The sequence below is a fragment of the Bradyrhizobium sp. AZCC 2176 genome, from assembly GCF_036924645.1.
Classification (GTDB): domain Bacteria; phylum Pseudomonadota; class Alphaproteobacteria; order Rhizobiales; family Xanthobacteraceae; genus Bradyrhizobium.
Map to the genome: position 1 here is coordinate 6,038,858 of NZ_JAZHRX010000001.1, position 17,968 is coordinate 6,056,825.

Annotated in this window: 20 protein-coding genes, 1 tRNA gene and 1 pseudogene; 14 read left to right on the forward strand and 8 right to left on the reverse strand. The window is 62.0% G+C overall.

What is annotated here, in order from left to right; translation table 11 throughout:
* Positions 1 to 227: 227 nt before the first annotated feature.
* The 11 genes and pseudogenes from V1288_RS28460 to V1288_RS28505 all read left to right on the forward strand — a co-directional run bounded on the left by V1288_RS28460 (position 228) and on the right by V1288_RS28505 (position 9,435).
* A tRNA-Glu gene (locus V1288_RS28460) sits at positions 228 to 302 on the forward strand.
* Between the two features lie 782 nt (positions 303 to 1,084).
* The gene (locus V1288_RS28465; RefSeq protein WP_334360178.1) at positions 1,085 to 1,759 is read left to right on the forward strand and encodes a PEPxxWA-CTERM sorting domain-containing protein; all 675 of its coding nucleotides are present in this window, start codon (positions 1,085 to 1,087) and stop codon (positions 1,757 to 1,759) included.
* 298 nt (positions 1,760 to 2,057) lie between these two features.
* A pseudogene (locus V1288_RS34170) lies at positions 2,058 to 2,177 on the forward strand (H-NS family nucleoid-associated regulatory protein); the annotation flags it as partial.
* 490 nt (positions 2,178 to 2,667) lie between these two features.
* On the forward strand, positions 2,668 to 2,808 hold the full coding sequence (locus tag V1288_RS28470; protein ID WP_334360179.1) for a hypothetical protein: 141 nt from the start codon (positions 2,668 to 2,670) through the stop codon (positions 2,806 to 2,808).
* 105 nt (positions 2,809 to 2,913) lie between these two features.
* Positions 2,914 to 4,146: a Zn-dependent hydrolase gene (locus V1288_RS28475; protein WP_334360180.1), complete on the forward strand. Its 1,233-nt coding sequence runs from the start codon at positions 2,914 to 2,916 to the stop codon at positions 4,144 to 4,146.
* 20 nt (positions 4,147 to 4,166) lie between these two features.
* A complete protein-coding gene (locus V1288_RS28480; RefSeq protein ID WP_334360181.1) occupies positions 4,167 to 5,381 on the forward strand; it encodes an MFS transporter in 1,215 nt (404 codons plus the stop codon).
* Between the two features lie 128 nt (positions 5,382 to 5,509).
* On the forward strand, positions 5,510 to 6,547 hold the full coding sequence (locus V1288_RS28485) for a PrsW family glutamic-type intramembrane protease (protein WP_334360182.1): 1,038 nt from the start codon (positions 5,510 to 5,512) through the stop codon (positions 6,545 to 6,547).
* Between the two features lie 117 nt (positions 6,548 to 6,664).
* A complete protein-coding gene (locus V1288_RS28490) occupies positions 6,665 to 7,249 on the forward strand; it encodes an HdeD family acid-resistance protein (protein ID WP_334360183.1) in 585 nt (194 codons plus the stop codon).
* Between the two features lie 223 nt (positions 7,250 to 7,472).
* On the forward strand, positions 7,473 to 8,561 hold the full coding sequence (locus V1288_RS28495; RefSeq protein ID WP_334360184.1) for a 3-deoxy-7-phosphoheptulonate synthase: 1,089 nt from the start codon (positions 7,473 to 7,475) through the stop codon (positions 8,559 to 8,561).
* 257 nt (positions 8,562 to 8,818) lie between these two features.
* A complete protein-coding gene (locus V1288_RS28500; RefSeq protein WP_334360185.1) occupies positions 8,819 to 9,079 on the forward strand; it encodes a hypothetical protein in 261 nt (86 codons plus the stop codon).
* A gap of 23 nt (positions 9,080 to 9,102) precedes the next feature.
* The gene (locus V1288_RS28505; protein WP_334360186.1) at positions 9,103 to 9,435 is read left to right on the forward strand and encodes a hypothetical protein; all 333 of its coding nucleotides are present in this window, start codon (positions 9,103 to 9,105) and stop codon (positions 9,433 to 9,435) included.
* Between the two features lie 68 nt (positions 9,436 to 9,503).
* On the opposite strand, the gene V1288_RS28510 is transcribed toward V1288_RS28505, so the two are convergent.
* The 7 genes from V1288_RS28510 to V1288_RS28540 form a co-directional block, all read right to left on the reverse strand.
* Positions 9,504 to 9,860: a DUF6665 family protein gene (locus V1288_RS28510; protein WP_334360187.1), complete on the reverse strand. Its 357-nt coding sequence runs from the start codon at positions 9,858 to 9,860 to the stop codon at positions 9,504 to 9,506.
* A 122-nt stretch (positions 9,861 to 9,982) separates the two neighbouring features.
* Positions 9,983 to 11,176: a lanthionine synthetase C family protein gene (locus V1288_RS28515; protein ID WP_334360188.1), complete on the reverse strand. Its 1,194-nt coding sequence runs from the start codon at positions 11,174 to 11,176 to the stop codon at positions 9,983 to 9,985.
* Positions 11,177 to 11,327: 151 nt separating this feature from the next.
* Positions 11,328 to 11,573 carry a hypothetical protein gene (locus tag V1288_RS28520; RefSeq protein WP_334360189.1) on the reverse strand — a complete coding sequence of 82 codons (246 nt, stop codon included), beginning with the start codon at positions 11,571 to 11,573 and terminating at the stop codon, positions 11,328 to 11,330.
* 28 nt (positions 11,574 to 11,601) lie between these two features.
* On the reverse strand, positions 11,602 to 11,808 hold the full coding sequence (locus V1288_RS28525) for a hypothetical protein (RefSeq protein WP_334360190.1): 207 nt from the start codon (positions 11,806 to 11,808) through the stop codon (positions 11,602 to 11,604).
* A 6-nt stretch (positions 11,809 to 11,814) separates the two neighbouring features.
* Positions 11,815 to 12,903 carry a lysine-2,3-aminomutase-like protein gene (locus V1288_RS28530; protein WP_334360191.1) on the reverse strand — a complete coding sequence of 363 codons (1,089 nt, stop codon included), beginning with the start codon at positions 12,901 to 12,903 and terminating at the stop codon, positions 11,815 to 11,817.
* Positions 12,900 to 13,952, reverse strand: coding sequence for an EF-P lysine aminoacylase EpmA (gene epmA, locus V1288_RS28535; RefSeq protein WP_334360192.1), 1,053 nt, complete (start codon positions 13,950 to 13,952; stop codon positions 12,900 to 12,902). The genes V1288_RS28530 and epmA overlap by 4 nt, the downstream gene beginning before the upstream one ends.
* 128 nt (positions 13,953 to 14,080) lie before the next feature.
* On the reverse strand, positions 14,081 to 14,440 hold the full coding sequence (locus V1288_RS28540) for a hypothetical protein (RefSeq protein ID WP_334360193.1): 360 nt from the start codon (positions 14,438 to 14,440) through the stop codon (positions 14,081 to 14,083).
* Here V1288_RS28540 and efp point away from each other — a divergent pair.
* Together efp and V1288_RS28550 are read left to right on the forward strand one after the other, a co-directional pair.
* A complete protein-coding gene (efp, locus tag V1288_RS28545) occupies positions 14,412 to 14,978 on the forward strand; it encodes an elongation factor P (protein WP_247837650.1) in 567 nt (188 codons plus the stop codon). The two genes, V1288_RS28540 and efp, sit on opposite strands and share 29 nt — an antisense overlap.
* A 54-nt stretch (positions 14,979 to 15,032) precedes the next feature.
* Positions 15,033 to 16,610 carry a M23 family peptidase gene (locus V1288_RS28550; RefSeq protein WP_334360194.1) on the forward strand — a complete coding sequence of 526 codons (1,578 nt, stop codon included), beginning with the start codon at positions 15,033 to 15,035 and terminating at the stop codon, positions 16,608 to 16,610.
* On the opposite strand, the gene V1288_RS28555 is transcribed toward V1288_RS28550, so the two are convergent.
* On the reverse strand, positions 16,611 to 17,468 hold the full coding sequence (locus tag V1288_RS28555) for a LysR family transcriptional regulator (RefSeq protein ID WP_334360195.1): 858 nt from the start codon (positions 17,466 to 17,468) through the stop codon (positions 16,611 to 16,613).
* 95 nt (positions 17,469 to 17,563) lie between these two features.
* Here V1288_RS28555 and V1288_RS28560 point away from each other — a divergent pair, with 95 nt between their 5' ends.
* Positions 17,564 to 17,941 carry a tautomerase family protein gene (locus V1288_RS28560; RefSeq protein WP_334360196.1) on the forward strand — a complete coding sequence of 126 codons (378 nt, stop codon included), beginning with the start codon at positions 17,564 to 17,566 and terminating at the stop codon, positions 17,939 to 17,941.
* Positions 17,942 to 17,968 lie beyond the last annotated feature (27 nt).

Below are 17,968 nucleotides of genomic sequence, written 5' to 3' on the forward strand. Positions count from 1 at the left end.
CATAAATCCTACGACGTGCGCCTTTAAAATCCGTTGCATGGTCGGGCGTGCCTACGTGGAGTGTCGATCGAGGCGCAAACGGCCGCAAAAAACGCCTTTTCGAGCGGCTTGCCCACCCGGCCAAACGCCACTATACGTTCGCCCGTCGCCGCCTCCATGGAACATGGACGGCAGGCGGCCAACACGGCCAATCAAGCGCATAATCCCTTGATTTTCCGGTTGTTTTTGCTCCCTTCGTCTATCGGTTAGGACGCCACCCTTTCACGGTGGAGAGAGCGGTTCGATTCCGCTAGGGAGCGCCATAGCGCTGCAAACACTTCCAAAACCCAAGGCGATCGTTTTCACGGCTTAAGGGAATCATTTTCAGCGCCCAAGTTCCATTCCGCTGCGCTGTCCGGCGACGGACACCGGTGCGCAATGCGTTAAGAAGTTAAGAATAAGGGACAGGAAATGGATACGGCTGCTATTGCACTCACAACCTGCGTCGCACTTTACGCCGCACCCCGCCTGACGTTGCGGACCTATTTTCCACCAGATACCTGACCGCCCTCACCTGACCGGCATTGTAACGTGCGGGAAAGACGCTACGCACGTCCTCGACCGCACGATCTACGAGTGCCAAACCGCGGTCGGCGCTGCTCCTCCCCAACGTTCGAAACTGAATCTGACTTGCGCTCCCAACGGGGGCGTAGGCGCTCGCTTGGCGAGCCGGTAGGCGATATCCCGCAAAACGGCCGCATGGACCTCACCACGAGGAAACCTGACCGAACCTAGGCCAGGAAGACTGTGCACTTATTCTGAGTGCGTGTATTTAATGCATATTCGCAATCGCTCCGATTAAATGGGTGTGCGATGATTCCAGAGATTGCCGTAAGCACAAATACAGCCGGAACGAGTGCTACAGAGACGGGTGCGCGAGGGGAAAAGGGCAACTTATAATCGATTAAATAAATTTACTGGACGGTATAAAAGTAAGGTTAAATCGCTTTACCAAATTTTAATGAATGCATACATTCCAGAAAATCTGGCATATCGGGCCAGTCGTTAAATTTATTGCGAAATCCAGTGCTGGCAGGAGTACCGAATGATTAGATCACGCGGAATACTAGCAGCAGCGTTCATATCGATTGCCGCTCTCTCATCTGGCCCGGCTCGCGCTGATATCGTCATGATATCGGCGAGTTCGATCCAGGGGGATAATGTTCTATTCAACTCCGGCACTCAAATCGGCACGACCGTTTTTGGACATACGCAGTCGGGGACGATTGTCGAGTTTAGCGGTACTACGTTCGACGGCGGTACTACGATCACCGCGAACGGGGGGCAGGCTCGGATCGAAGGCACGGCGGACGCGCGCCTCACCAGCCTGAACTGGCATCTTCAAGGCGGCAACACCTTCAACGACCAAGAGTTCAACATAAACACCGTGCTGAATGGCGCGAACGGTGGCGGCGCAACGTCGGTCAGTTTCAGTGTTTATGACGACGCCTTGCAACTCTTCACGTTCAACAATCTGGCCCTAGTAAACGGCTCGAACTTCTTTGGCTTCCAGGGTATCAACGGAGAAAGCATTTCCTCCATCTTCATGACTTTCAATGGAGGGAACGGCGTTCAGGACGTGAGGCAGATAAGGCTTGACGAAGTCACTGCCGCCGTTCCCGAGCCGTCCACCTGGGCGATGATGATCCTCGGCTTCGTGGGCGTCGGCTTCCTGGCCTACCGCCGGCGAGGGCAAGGCCAAGCAGTACGTCTGGCTTGATGCGCGTAAACTAGAACGTCAAAAAGGGCCGCCACTCTTGGCGGCCCTTTTTGCGAAATTGCCACCGACCAAAGTTAATCGCAGCAGGGCGCGTGATGAAACAGAGGGATTGCAATTTCGAATCGATGCCGAGCTCTGGGACTTGATCGAAACTTGCGGCCAAGCTGGAGGCCGAAGCGACTTTGATTCAACTAAGACTGGATGAGATACGGCGGCGTGTCTTCGTTCAAACGGCACGTTGCAGTGATAAGCGCAAACATGCCGCCGTGGCAAAATTTCGTAACCCGCCCCGTTCCAGACATGGTCCGGTAGAGGAGCACAACCGCTTTGGGTCAGGAACGTGCTCGAGCAAGGCGGAACAATGGATAGCCTCCGGATCAAGGCGTTCGCGCAAATTGAGGAAACCCATCCTGCGTAACTTCGAGCTGCTGATGCACTTCGGCCTGCACGCTTGGAGCATCGTATTGGGAGCATCGTATGCATCGAGATCCCCGCGCGAAAGAATTGGCTAATCTGAAGGAAGCGCTCGCGAACTTCGAGCATCAGCTCGATGCATTCGAAGCCCGTGCCGGAAACGACGGCGCCCCAGGTTCATTGTCTGGCGTCGAACGACCCTCAAATTGCGTTTGCCAATGAGGTCGTTGCCGCGATGAAGAACCGCCTGGCCGAAGGTCGCGCCATGGCCGGCATGCCACCCAGCGAACTCCCCTAGCGCCGCCGACGCGATTTCCAACACGCAAGACATCTATGCCGCCCGCAGCCGCGCTCGACGAGCGGTAGAAGTGGCGGCCATCGCCCCACGGCGTTGGAGCCGCTTCCCTGCTCGCACCGCCCTTTTCCACTCGCACAACGCGAACTATTTCTTTCCCGATGCGACTGAGGATTGAATATCCTCCGCACGGGTCTGAATGCCCCTCACACGTTTTGCGGAAAACATGCGCAGCTACACGTTAAAGGAGAAAGCGAAGATAACTGCCGGCGCAGTAACGTCACTCGTCATCGTGGCATGGCTTGCCATCATCGCACTGGCGCTGCTGTCGGGAGGATAAAATAAGCGCGGCTGGCATCATCCCTGGAACTTTGTTCTACTCACGCGAACATTCGGAACTTTGTTCTGCTCCGGAGAACTACGGACCACCAGAGGTGCGCAAGCCATGACTGACAATCTCTCACGCGCCGACGGCACGCGCGTCCTTGCCGATCTACACGCGCTGCGCGCAATCGGCCCGTACAAGACCGGTGTTCACAAGCCGACTTTCTCGGAACCGCATCTGCGCTCGCTGGCGTGGCTGGTACAGCGGCTTCCCGAGGCCCACCTCACCGGCGAGATCGACGGCATCGGCAATGTCCTCGGCACCAGCACGAAATCCGGACCGAAGCTGCTGGCGGGGTCGCATCTCGAAAGCCAGAACCACGCGGGCTGGCTCGACGGGCCGCTCGGCGTCGTCTATGCGCTGGAAGCCGCCCGCGTCATCAATCGCGATCCGAATATAAGCGGCGCCGTCGAAGTTGCGTCGTGGTGCGATGAGGAAGGACATTTCGGACACTTCCTCGGCAGCCGGTCCTATGTCGGCGGCGTCACCGAAGCCGATATCGACGCGGCACGCGACCGCAACAGCGACAGGAGCATGCGTGACGCGCTGCGCGACGCTGGCCTCGCCGGCCGCGCCCGCGCAGGTTACGAACGCGGCCGGCACATCGGATATCTGGAAGCCCATATCGAACAGGGCGAGACGCTCGAAAGCAGCGGTCTCGGAATCGGAATCGTCACGTCCATCGTCGGGATCTGGCAATACCGCATCACCTTCACGGGCGAACAAAACCACGCCGGCACCACGCGGATGGCCATCCGCCGGGACGCAGGCCTCGCCCTCGCCAGGTTCTGCGTCGAGATCGACAATCGCTTTCCTGCGGCCTGCGGCCCGCGCACGGTGTGGACGACGGGCCGCATCACCCTCGATCCCGGCGCGCCCAGCATCATCCCGGGAGCTGCGGAAATGCTGTTCCAGATTCGCGACGACGATCCGGCTGTGATTGCGCGGCTGGAGGATCTCCTCCGCAGCATGGCCGCGGAGGTCGATAAGCAGGGCCGCTGCAGCGTCGCGGTGGAGCGCATTCGCACCGGTGCGCCCGCGGTGATGGATGGCTCGTTCCAGCAGGCCATCGAACAAGCCAGCGCAGCCTTTGCCGGCGGCAGGTCACTCCGCATGCCGAGCGGCGCCGGTCACGACGCCCAGATTCTCGCAACCGTCATGCCGGCAGGCATGCTGTTCGTGCCCTCGATCGGCGGCATCTCGCACCACTGGACCGAGAACACCGCCGACACCGACATCGTCACGGGGGCCGAGGTCTTTGTCGACGCGTGCCGGCGGCTGTTGTCGCGGTGAGACGGCGCGTAAGGGACGACATGGCTGCCGGCACCAAGCCGACCTATTCGATCAGGAACATTCCGCCGAGCGTGTGGGTGCTCGGTTTCGTCTCGATGCTGATGGACGTCTCGTCGGAGATGATCCACGCCCTGCTGCCGATCTACCTGGTGTCGGTGCTGGGCGCCTCGATGGTGACGGTCGGTGTCATCGAAGGCATCGCCGAGGCGACCGCCTCCATTACGAAAATATTCTCCGGCGCGCTCTCCGACTGGCTCGGCAAGCGCAAATGGCTCGCGGCCGCGGGCTATGGTCTCGCGGCGTTCACCAAGCCGGTCTTTCCGCTGGCGCCAACCATCGCCTGGCTGGTGGCGGCGCGCTTCGTCGACCGGATCGGCAAGGGCATTCGCGGCGCCCCTCGCGACGCGCTGGTGGCAGACCTCTCGCCGGCCGAGCTGCGCGGCGCGAGCTTTGGGCTGCGTCAGTCGCTCGACACGATCGGCGCCTTCACAGGGCCTCTGCTGGCCATTGCCCTGATGTGGTGGACATCAGACAACTTCAAGGCGGTGTTCTGGGTTGCCGTGATTCCCGCCTTTCTGGCGCTGGCGCTGATCGTTTTCGCCGTGCGTGAGCCGGACCGGCCGGCAGAGCTGCGCGCCGTGCGCAATCCGATCAGCCTGGCCGAGATCAAGAACCTCGGGGCGGCCTATTGGTGGGTGGTGGCGGTGGCGAGCGTGTTCACGCTGGCGCGCTTCAGCGAGGCGTTCCTCGTTCTGCGCGCCCAGAATGTCGGGCTGCCAATCACGCTCGTGCCCGTTGTGCTGGTGGCGATGAATGTCGTCTATGCCGTCGCGGCCTATCCCGCCGGCGTCATCTCGGATCGCATCAGCCGCACGGCCGTGCTGGCGGCCGGCATGGTGTTGCTGATTGCCGCTGACATCGCGTTGGCCCTGCTGCCGTCGATCGGCGGCGTTGCGCTGGGCGTCGTTCTCTGGGGCCTGCACATGGGGCTGACGCAAGGGTTACTGGCCGCGCTCGTGGCGGATACCGCGCCGGCCGAATTGCGCGGCACGGCCTACGGGTTCTTCAACCTGCTCGGCGGTCTGGCGATGCTCGCAGCCAGCATCATTGCAGGCAGCCTCTGGGATCTCGCGGGGCCGCAGGGGGCGTTCCTGGCCGGCGCCGGCTTCGCGCTGGTTGCGCTGGCGGGGTTGCTGATGGTGCACGGCAGGGTGGGCGGCAAGGCCGCCGCATAGCCCCGGAAGGCCCGGATTTTCAAATTGCTCTTTCAAATTGCTCTTGGCGACAACGAGTCGCGTTCGGCTTTCTTGCAAACAACTGAATTTGCGGCCATTTGAGCGCCTGACGAGGTAATGTTTCCGACATGCTGCTGCTTCAGGCCCTCCCCACATCGATCGGCGTTGCCGCCATTGCGCCGGCGTTGTTGGTGCTTTGGCTCGTCATTGCCGCCGACGAGCGCCCTGGCCCACCCACGCGGGTATGGCTCGCTTTCGTCCTCGGAGCCGCCAGCATCTCTTTGCTGGGAATTGCGCGCGCCCCGTTTGCCGCGATCCTCGCGGTGCCGGGAAACCCCTGGATGACGCAGGGCCTGCGTTCGATCTTCGGCGTCGCTGCGCCCGAAGAGATCGTGAAGGTCCTCGTGATCATTGCGGTATCGCTGCGGCGCCGCACGTTTGCCGATCCGATGGATACCGTGGTCTACGGCGCGGCCGCCGGCCTCGGCTTCGCGGCCTACGAAAACCTCGCTTATCTCGTGCAGCACGCCGACATGTGGCGATCGCTGGCCGCCTTGCGCAGCGTGCTGACGGTGCCGTTTCATGGCGCGCTCGGCATTATCGCCGGCGCCTATATCGCGATCGCGCGCGCAGGAACGGCGCTGGGCGCGCACCGCCATCATCGCGACTGGGCCAGGATTTCGAGTTGGTGTCTGGCGCTGTTCGCTCCCGTCGCGCTGCATGCGGCCTTCGATTTTCCGCTGCTGACGTTGCAGAAGCATCCCGATCTCGGTCACACCACGCGAATGCTGCTCGGGGCGGCCAGCCTGCTGATCGGATTCAGTTCGATCGGATTTGCCATCCGGTTGGTGCGGCGCGTCGGCCGCCACCATGCGCCGCGCACCGAGATCGCGCGTGAGCGGCTGAGCCAGTTGCGGCGAATGTGGGCGCTGCTGCTCGTGGGCAGCGGGGCCGGCTTCGCTGGGGCTGCTTTCGTGCTGACCTCGCTCCATCACTGGTTCGTCAATCCCGACCGCAACGCGTCGCTACTTCTCGTTCCGCTCGGCCTGACCTCCATTCTGATCGGCTTGGGATTGTTGCTGGCGACGTCGGCGGTCTATGTGTTCGGGCGCAACCGCATCAGGACGTCCTCGGAGGGATTTTCGTCCGCGCCCGAGCCAGGCTGAACGTCATCCTTTCGTCGTTGATCTCGCTCAAAAAGGCCGGCGAACAAATTTTACCCGCAGGCGGCACACGGGCTATATTGGATACTCGATCGGCGCGGCAGGCATCGGGAGTTTCCAATGACCCTTCCCCACGATATTCCGCCAGATATCGGCAAACTGCAGTCGGAAATGAACGCCGCGGTGAAGGCGCATTGGAAGGCCTTCCTGTTCGAGGGCATCGTGCTCGCTTTGCTCGGCCTCGCTGCGATGATCGTGCCGCCGCTGGCGAGCCTTGCCGTCACGATCTTCCTCGGCTGGATGTTTCTGATCAGCGGCATTGCCGGGCTGTTTGCCACCTACTGGGCGCGGCAGATGCCGGGCTTCTGGTGGTCGCTGTTTTCCGCGGCGCTGGCCGTCCTCGCCGGCGGAATCCTGCTGGCGAGGCCGGTGCAAGGCATCCTCACGCTCACCATCGTGGTCGGCGCCTATTTTCTGGCCGAAGGCGTCGTCACCATCATGTACGCACTGGAGCACCGCCGCGAATTGTCGGGGCGTTGGTCCTGGCTCATGTTGTCCGGGGTGATGGACCTGCTGATCGCGCTCATCATCGTGGCCGGGCTGCCGGGGTCCGCGGAATGGGCGATCGGGCTCCTCGTCGGGATCAATCTCGTGCTCGGCGGCGCGTCGCTGGTTGGCATGGCGCTCGCCGCGCGCAAATCCTGAACATCGCCGATTATGGGATGACAAGCCCTGCCGGGTGCGCTATAGAGCCCGCCATGATCAAGATCGCTGCCAGCAACTTTTGGTATTTTAGCTACGACAGCTCGCTGGCGGTGGGAGGATCGCGCTCAATCTGACGAATTGAAGCCAAGAAGTCCGAACAGCCGCCAGACCTGGCGGCTTTTTTATTGGCCGGCAGGTTTCCTGGCAAACAGGAGCCACAGCCGTGTTGAGCACCACCGACGACCTTCGAATTAGCGAACTGAAAGAGCTGAGTACGCCCCACGAGGTGATGCGCGAGATACCGCGCACCTTGACCGCGACGCGCGTGGTGATGGCGGCGCGCAACGCCATCCACGCCATCCTGAACGGGACCGACGACCGCTTGCTGGTCGTCGTCGGGCCCTGCTCGGTGCACGATCCCGTGGCAGCCGTCGAGTACGCCGAGCGGCTCACCGCCTTGCGCGAAAAGCTGGCCGACCGCCTCGAGATCGTGATGCGCGTCTATTTCGAGAAGCCGCGCACCACGGTCGGATGGAAAGGGCTGATCAACGATCCCAATCTCGACGGCTCTTTCGACATCAACAGGGGGCTCCGGCTTGCCCGCAACGTGCTGTCCGCCGTGAACAATCTCGGCTTGCCCGCCGGGACCGAATTCCTCGACATGACGACGCCGCAATACATTGCCGACCTGATGGCGTGGGCGGCGATCGGCGCGCGCACGACGGAGAGCCAGATTCATCGCGAGCTGGCTTCCGGGCTGTCGTGTCCGGTCGGCTTCAAGAACGGCACCGACGGCAATGTCCGCATCGCAGCCGATGCCGTGAAGTCGGCCTCGCATTCCCACCATTTCATGGCGGTGACCAAGGGCGGACGCTCGGCGATCGCGGCAACCACCGGCAACGAGGACTGCCATGTCATCCTGCGCGGCGGCCACCAGCCGAACTACGACCGGGAAAGCGTCGATGCCGCGTGCCTCGAACTCGCGCGCGCCGGCGTGGCGCCGCGGATCATGATCGATACCAGCCACGCCAATAGCAACAAGAAGCCGGAGAACCAGCCGCTGGTCGTGGCCGACATCGCGCAGCAGATCTCAAGCGGCGAGCAACGCATCACCGGCGTCATGATCGAGAGCAATCTCGTCGCCGGCCGCCAGGACGTGGCGCCGGGCAAGAAGCTCGCCTACGGGCAGAGCATCACCGACGGCTGCATCGACTGGGAGACGACGGTATCCGTCCTAAACGTGCTGGCCGATGCGGTGGCGCTGCGAAGGAATGCGCCATCGCGCAATTTCCGCGGGGAGCGTTCGGCCTAGCCAACCGGGCCGAAGGATGGCGAAGCAGGGCACGCAATCGGAGCGCGGCCTGCTCCCGTTTGACTTGACGCTGCAACCTCGATCCGGAGCGTAGCCGGCATAAACCCAGGTTACTTCTCCCGCCATTGGATGATTGCCCTGGCAAGCGCACACGCCGTACACGTGGCAAAACCGACCAGCCTGTGGCGTACTTCACACCAGGAAACAGCGCGTCAGAATATTGTCTCAACGGGGCTGCTGTCTCGAACGATGCTCTCATGAAACGATTTCCGAACAACCTGAGTGCAGACGACCTGCGTACCTACCGTCGGTGGACCGGCGGCTTATACCTATCCTATCTGGCCGCCATTATCGTCGCGGTTGCCCTCACTTTCGCGAACAGGCCCGCGAGCGAACTCAGGGCGTCGAACGAAATCCAGGTGGCGCGCTTGAAAGGCTCATCAGCATCTGTCGACGTTCCGGCAGCAGCCAAGCCTGTCGCCAAGCCGCAAGCCGCCGCGGGCCGACTACTCAAATAACATTCATTTTTTTGGAAATAGCGATGATTAAACCGATCATTCGATTGCTCTTGATTGCAGCCCTGCTCGCTCCAGGTTCGGCATTTGCCGACACCGAGCAAACCCGCGTTCAATTTTGTTGGGCGATGGGAAAATTCGACCATACCATCTACTTCGCCGAAGTTGAGAACCGCGAAGACCGGCAGGCAAGCTTCGATGATTTGCTCGAGATTTCAGGCATCGATCACCACGCAGTGAAATGCAGCACTTCCGATTCTGCAACGCATCGCTTGGCGCGCGCGAAATTATTGAAAGATTGGCGCGAGTCCGAGTTCGAAATCGTGAACACCACGTTCTTGTCGGATCTCGATTACTAGGGACTCAATAAGCCCGCAGCCACTGCATGCCGCAAGATAGCGGCGACCCGCCACGCGCAAGGCGAGCCTTAGAACAATGGCGCCCGCGTTTCTGCAATCCCTATGGTCTTGCTTGCATGCATGCTCGGCATGGCCAATGGCCCCATGCGGGCAACCACCTCGTTCGGCACCCCGTAGACCTTTATCACGTGGTCGATTTTGTTGAGACCGCAGGCCTCGCGCTGCACGACGAAGAGCCAAAGCGCATACCCCGCCTGTTCGACGAGACCATCGCGGATTTTTCGATCTGAATCGGCCGTCCGCGGGCATGCGGCAAGTGCCGTCAGGGCAACCTCAAGCCGGTGTCCAAGCCGTGCGAGCGCTGATGCCCTCTCCTCGGCGATCTCGTATTCGAGAGCCGCGTATCCGGAACGAAGCAGTTGCATGGCACACTCCGAAAAATGGCCTGCCAATTATCTTATTGTTCGGCAAGGAGCTGTTCAAGACAAAATGCTTTTGCACTCTCGGCGCGTGTATTTGCCAGCTCTGACGTGTCACCGCGTTGGGGTCAGAACACGTCGATCGTCGGAAAACGAGGCTCCCCTGTGATGCAGTCCCAAAGGTAAATTGCGAGGCCGACGTCGCCGGTCCAAAGCGAATACCGTCCGCGACCAACGGCTAGCCGGGTGCCGCGATACTGGACGATGGCCGTCATGGCGAATTGGCGTGCGCGGTCGAGCCAAATCGGGTCGTTTGTGCGGCGGTAGAGCTTGAGGAACGCGTAGCCATTCCCACCCGTGCCGTGGCAAAGGTTCGAGCCCTTGGTAAGCGGTCCGGCGGTCCAGGCGAAGCGACCGGCTTCTAAAAGAAGTGCGTCAAATTCAGGGGTAGCGAAGGGCGCATCCGCAAAGGTCGTCACCATGCCAGGCGCACCGTGACAGTGCTGACATAGCGTAGGCGGCTTCTCGCGCTTGCTCCTCGCGCCCCAATTTGCGCCAGCTTCAGACTGCCACGCATTCGCCGCGAGGGATCTCGGCACAAACTCAGCCACCTGCGCTTGCTGCGGCGGCGTCAGCCAATCCCACCTGCGCAATAGTGGGATGACATTGCCAGCGAAACCGTGAACGGGCCCGAGCCAACGGTCGTTGGCACCATAAAGATCTTGTGTCCAAAGTGGACCTTGCGGCGTGTCCTCCAGATCAGCCAACAGCCGGGCTGCCTGCATTTCGAACAGGCGGCGCCACCGAGGTTCATCTGTCATTTCGGCCATGTGGACCGCGGCCAGCATGGATCCGGGCATGCCCCACATAAGCTCCCGGATCGGCAGTCCAATATTTGCTTCTGCGCGCGTATAGACCAGATCAGCAAGGGTCGATGTGGGCGCAAGGCGCATGGCGACAAGTGCCGCACCCATGTCGCCGAAGAGCAACGAGCCATGCTTCGAATAACCGGTCGGAGAATTGCTTTCGAAAGCGGCGCTTGTCCGCTCCAGAAGTTTCGGGAGCACAGGGCGAAAGTCTTCAGCAGCACGGGTCGCACCGATGCGATGCAAATAGTCCAGCGCCCAGGTAACGCCGGCCGCTCCCATGTAGAAACTAGTATTCCCATCTCCCACCCCATCGTCACCAGGATGACCCGGCCAGAACCTGTCAGGATCGAAATTGGCGATGGCATCGGTCGCAATTTCTTCGATCGCAGCCCGGACAACCAACTCACTCCAGGCGTCCTGTGTAAGCGCACGATGACGACCGAGGACGATCATGCTTGAGGGCCTCCTGAGCACGATCCATCTTGTTTTTCAGACGGGGGAGTTAAGGATCGCACGATTAGACGCAACGTATCCAAAAGCACTGCGCCGCGATCGCTCGCAACATTCGAGCGGACATGCGACCTCTCATGTGAGAGTACGCGCCCTAGCAGCCGCGGCAGATGCTCTTGATCTTGCGGTCGAGGGCGGCGTTTTCCTTGCTCAGCGGATCGTTCGGATCGCTCAGGTTCTTCTCATTGGGCACGTCGCTGGCGCGCGGCTGACGATGACCGACCGGGGCCTGCGGGATAGGCTTGTCCGAATTCTTCGAAACCGACGAGGAGCCTTGCGCGAACGCGTCCGCCCCGCCGATCAGAACCATCAGCGCCGTCAAGAGGATTGTTTTTCGCATTCTGGTTCTCCCGTCTTTCTGTTTCTTCCTATCGCACTGGCGCGTCGATCGTTGCGCAATTGCGGCGTCCCTGGGCGGCGCAGTCCTGCGCCTTTCGTACATCGGCCATGGTGCCGAGCAACCAGATTCCGGCCGCCACCAGCACCACGAAGAAGCCGAGCAGCACGGCGTTTTCGATTCCGCGATGGCCCTCGTCTTCCGGCGGCTCCCGTTTCTCCTCGCCGTCCCCCGCCATCACAGGTCACGGCTTTGGCGGATAGAGGTGAACGTCGCCGCAATAGTCGACGATACGATACTGCGCTTCCAAAGATAGTTCATATTCCCTGGAATTTGCATGCGACAAATAATTCGGGCCAATCGGCGCCTTTCCGTGGCCGCCGGGAATGTCGAGCACATATTCCGGCTGGCACAGGCCGGAGACGCGGCCTCGCAAACGGCGCATCAGTTCCTGGCCCTCTGCGATCGTGGTGCGCAGATGCGCGGTTCCCGGCGCAAGATCGCCATGATGCAGGTAATAGGGCTTGATCCGGTTTTCAACAAAGGCCCGCATCAGCGCTTCCAGAATAGCCGCATCGTCATTGACGCCGCGAAGCAGCACGGTCTGGCTCACCAAGGGAACACCGGCGTCGACCAACCGCGCGCAGGCCAAGCGCGCCTCGCCCGACAATTCGCGCGGATGATTGGCATGAACGGCGATCCAGGTCGTCGCGCCGCCAACCCGCAACGCCTTGATCATATCCTCGTCGATTCGCCCAGGCGCCGCCACGGGCACGCGGGTATGGATGCGAACGATCTCGACGTGATCGATGGCTGCGAGGTCTGTTATGACCTCGGCCAGCCGCCGTGGCGACAACATCAGCGGATCGCCGCCGGTCAGGATGACTTCCCAGATTTCACGGTGATCGCGAATATAGGCCAGCGCGTCTCGATAGGCGGCCTCCGACAGCGCCGTTGCCTTGCCCGGCCCGACCATCTCGCGGCGAAAGCAGAACCGGCAATACACCGCGCAGACATGCACCAGCTTGAACAGCACGCGGTCGGGATAGCGATGCACGATGCCGGGGACCGGCGAATGCGCGTCGTCGCCGATCGGATCGGCGTTTTCGCCCGGCGCGTTCACCAATTCCAATGCGCTCGGAATGAATTGCCGCGCGATCGGATCATCAGGGTTTTCAGTATCGATCAGGCCGGCGATATCAGGCGTCACGGCGATGGCATAGCGCGCGGCAACCCGCTCGAGGTCGGCGAGATCGGCAGGCTTCGCCAGCCCGCGCTCGACGAGATCGCCGGGCAGCCGCAGCGTTGCCAGTTTTGGATCTATCCTGTTCATATCTCTCCTGCCGGTGGCGTCCACACCACCTGATCGACCCGCAGCGCGCCGCTGGCCAGCATCACCAGCCGATCGAAACCGAGGGCTACGCCGCTCGATGGCGGCATCGCGGCAACCGCTGCGAGAAAATCCTCATCCAGCGGGTAGCGCTCGCCATAGCGCCGCTCCTTCTCGTCCATGTCAGCGGCGAAGCGGCGGCGCTGCTCGGCGGCATCGGTCAATTCGCCAAATCCATTGGCGAGTTCGACGCCGCAGGCATAGACCTCGAAACGTTCGACGACGCGTGGATCGGCCGCCTTCGCCCGCGCAAGAGCCGCCTCCGGCGCCGGATATTCGAACAAGACGGTCAAACGCCCCTGCCCCAGATTCGGTTCGACATGCTCGACCAGCACCTTGCTGAAAATGTCCGACCAGGTGTCGTCATCGGCGATCCGTACCCGTGCGCCCGCCGCGGCCGCAAGCGCCGCGCGATCGCCCTCGCCATTGTTGATCGTGGCCAAAAGATCGATTCCGGCAAAGCGCTCGAATGCCGCCGCCACCGTCAGCAGTTCCGGCTCGGCAAAGGGATCGGCCGTTCGGCCGCGAAACGAAAACCGGCCGATTCCGGTCGCCTGTGCAGCATGCGCGATCACGACGACGGTATCGGCCATCACAGCATCATAGCTTGCGTCGGCGCGGTACCACTCCAGCATCGTGAATTCGGGCAGATGAAGATCGCCGCGCTCGCGGTCGCGGAACACGCGCGCGAGCTCGAATATTTTGGCCTCACCCGCGGCGAGCAGCTTTTTGGCGGCGAATTCCGGCGACGTCCGCAAATAGCGCGTCGCGCGGATGCCATCGCCGCCTGTCAGCTCGGTGCGAGGGGCATGCAGATGCGTCTCGTTGCCCGGCGATAGCTGGAGGATGGCGGTCTCGACCTCCGTAAAACCCTGCTCGTCGAACCAGGCCCGCACCGCCCGGGTGATCGCACTTCGCGCCATCAGGAACGGCTTCCGGTCGGTGTGCCGCGCGGGCGACCACCATGGCGACGGCTGGTCGGTCCCATCCATCAGCAACGGTCCCCGCTGAGGCACGGAGCGCGTTCCGCAGCGCCTAAACCACCATTCAAGGAAGCGTCAAATGCCATTGAAACTGTTCGACTTTCTCTGTGATGCCCGCAGGCGGCAAAATTCCGTGCCTAATCCATATTGTCATGGCGAAACCCGTGCACCTTGTCCATTCGCTTAGAAAGCCAGGGTAACTCGCTGAGCTTTCGGGCTTCTGCGCCTTCCTTGAAAATTTGCGTGAGGCCATCGGTATCGGCAGCCGCCGTCAAATGGACCACCCGAGTCGGCCAATAGGCCCAGCGACATAACGCCGTTTCGGCCTCCGGCGGCCCCGCCGGAACGGTAGTAAAACGGCTGGCATCGACGGGCAAAATCAGTATGTTGCAGCCCGAAACCGCCTGATTGGCCCTGCGGACGCCCATGTCCGGATTGGCCGAAGGCCAGAAATTCAGGAAAACAGCTTTGAAAGTTATCGCCAGTTCTATCCGCAAGGGCAACATCATCGAGCAGGACGGCAGGCTCTATGTCGTGCTGTCCGCGGAAAACATCCATCCCGGCAAGGGAACTCCGGTCAGCCAGATCGAAATGCGCCGCATCGGCGACGGCGTGAAGGTGTCGGAACGCTACAAGACCACTGATCAGGTCGAGAAGGCGACCGTCGAGGACCGCAATTTCAACTACCTCTATGAGGATGCCGACGGCTTCCACTTCATGAACAACGAGACCTATGACCAGGTCCAGGTTTCGAAGGAGATCGTCGGGTCGTCCGCGCCCTATCTGCAGGAAAACATGACCGTCAAGCTGTCGATGCACGACATGAATCCGGTCGCGATCCAGTTGCCACAGCGCGCGACGCTGGAAGTCGTGGAAACCGAGCCGGTGACCAAGGGTCAGACCGCATCTTCCTCCTACAAACCTGCTATTCTCTCCAACGGCGTTCGCACCGCAGTCCCGCCGCACATCGGAACGGGAACGCGGATCGTGGTCATGACCGAGGACGGCTCCTACGTCGAGCGCGCAAAGGATTAGGATCGCGCACTGGAATTAAGGGGCACGCGCCGGGGGGCGATTGCATTGAATACGATGGCTGTCCGCTTGCTCAGGCGTTGGCTGGCAGCCCTTTGTTTGCTGCCGGGCGGGCTCACCGCAGCAGCCGCCGAGTTCCGGACGCCGTCGATCACGGCCGTCCGCGTCGAATGGCGGGCGGTTGTCGACCAGTTCCGCACCGAGATCGGCACCCGCCCGTCGATCGCTTCCCGATTTACGTTCGCAGGCCAGCGGCGTGTCCCGGCATGGGATCCGCGCTCTGCGCCCGCGCTGGTGCAACTGAACGCCATCAACGCGAGCCTGTTCACGGGGATCGGACGCAGCCCGGTGCCGGTGCTGTTGCCATTCGATACCGCAGGCTACCTCGAAGGTCAGGCCCACGGCACCCAGCTTCCGCTGTCGCGCTACCAGGCCGATTTCCGTCCCGCCGACCTGTTTCACGCAGGGCCAGCCGGCTACGACGCGGTGTTTTCGCTGCTGCCAGGCGCAGGCGCGGGTCTGCCGTCGCGTATCTTCGCCCGGCCGGTCGAAGTGCAGATCACCGGCTCGATCCTCGTCTACGACCTCGCCGATCCGCTTGGCGGCAAGGGCGAGCCGGTGAAGGCGCTGGCGGCGCAGTTCCCCGACATGCGGCGCTTCATCCGTGAAGGCTATGTGCGCTACGCCTTCACGCGCTTCGGCGTGCCCTATGTGGTGTCGATCCAGTGTCTCGACTCGGCGCCGCGGGCGCGGCGGCTGGCCTGCCGCGAAGCCTATCCGATCGCCGAGCGCTTCCTGAAAGCCTTGCGCATCGCGGGCGGACAACCGGCGCAGCCGCGCCACGACATTCCGTCCCAGATCGTCGAACGGCCGATCGCGGTTTCGCCCGCCTTCACCTATCGCCCGGGCGGGGACATCGTCGTCCGCAACGGCGCACGCAGGCGCAGCGGAAATGCCGACTTCGCCGCCTATTCACAAATCCGTTTTCCGCTCGAGAAAGCGCCTGCGCTCGTGCGTTCGCAATCCTTCGGCAAAGCAAGGTTCGAGGAGGGCCGCGGCGTCTATCCGTGGCGGGACAATTTTTGCGAAGCCCGCAGCTTCCAGGTCGGGCAATGCGCCGCCGGCTTCGGGCATCAGGGCCAGGACATCCGCCCCGCGCCCTGCCCGCCGAACAGCAGCAGCGAAAGCAGTTGCCATCCGAGGAAGCAGGCCGTCGTGGCCGTCCGCGACGGCATCCTGATCCGCTCGCTGAAGCAACAGGCGGCGACGCTGCAGATCAACACCCGCAACGAGCACATCCGCTTCCGCTACATGCACATGAACCCATCAGCGATGGATGCGGACGGCATTCTCAACGGTCGCCGGGTCGCCGAGGGCGAGAAGATCGGCGTGGTCTCCAACTATCTCGATTTCCCGAACGGCACCTCGTACCACCTTCACTTCGACGTACAGGTGTTCACGCGTGACGGCTGGATCTGGGTCAACCCCTACACCACCCTGATCGCGTCCTATGAACGGCTGATCCGCGGCCGCGGCCGCGAAATCGGCACCGATCCTCCGGCCGTCGCCGCTGTGGTGCATGCGTTGCCGGAGGCTATCCTTCGTCACATTGCCCGGGAAGGCAGCGAGAACTGATTAGCCTCGCACTGCGCTCCTGAAGGCAGCCGAAAGCGCGGCAAGCGCATCGCGCGGCCGGCCGTCCTTGACCCTTGTGTGAAGCAGAACCGGCAAGCGCGGCAAATCGGGAAGCCCGAGCCTGGGGCCGACGTCAACCGCGCCGAATGGCAGCATGCGCGGTGCCAGTGCAGCAACGCCGAGCCCGGCCATGACGGCCGCCGCGACCGCCGCAACGCCGCCGCCGACGAAGATTTCTGTCCAGGGCACGCCTGCGGCATCGAGAAGCTGCCCGGCCATTGCACGCACGCCGCAGGGCTCGGCCATCGTGGCAAGCGGCAGGGGCTCGCCCGCGCGATGCTGCCAGCCTGGGCTTGCGAACCAGCCGAATTTTTCTTCGGTCAGAATTTCCCCATCGCTCCGCCCGGCGTGCAGGCGGACAATTACCGTATCGAGTTCGCGCCGGTCGAAGCTTTGCAGCAGGTCGCCCGACGATCCGATCCTGATTTCGATCAACAATTGCGGGTCTTGCGCGTTCATGCGCGCGATCAGTGCAGGCAGCTCCGGCCCTGCAACATGGTCGCTGATGCCGATGGTGAGGCGCTGCCGGGCTCCGGCAAACAAAGCAAGCGCGCGATCGTGTACGTCAAGGATTTCACGGGCGTAGTCGAGGAAGGCTGCGCCTTGCGCCGAAAGCTGCACATGCCGCGGCGTCCGCTCGATGAGCCGGCAGCCGAACCTCTCTTCGAGCCGCTTCAGCTTCAAGCTAACCGCGGCCTGCGTCGTCCGCATGGCCTCAGCCGCGCGCGTGAAGCTGCCAAGTTCGGCGATGCGGATGAAAGCCTGGACGGCATCCAGGTCGAGGGGGCGTTCAATCATTTCCCTGCATTATAGCTGATATCAGTATCCATAGCATATCAAAATAGCCCGACGGTACCTAACGTTGGGCCAGCACAGAATGGAAAGGACCCGCGATGCCGCTGCTTCACATCTCACTGCGCACCGGAAAGCCGGAAGCCTATCGCCAGGCGATCTTCGACAGCCTTTACCGGGCGATGCGCGAAACACTGAACGTGCCCGAAGACGATCAGTTCATGACGATCACGGAGCATGACACCGCGAACTTCCGCTACGGTAATGCTTACGGCGTCGCCCGGAGTGCAGATGTCGTGTACATCCAGATCACCGTGTTCAACACCCGCACCGTGGAACAAAAAAAGGCGCTGTTCCGGCGCATCGCAGAGCTGCTCGGCGAAAATCCGGGCATCCGGCCGGAAGACGTTTTCGTGACCATTCTCGACGCCGCGAAAGAGAATTGGTCCGTCGGCCACGGCCTCGCGCAATTCGCTTGAGGCCGGGCCCGCGCCCCGACTCTCGTC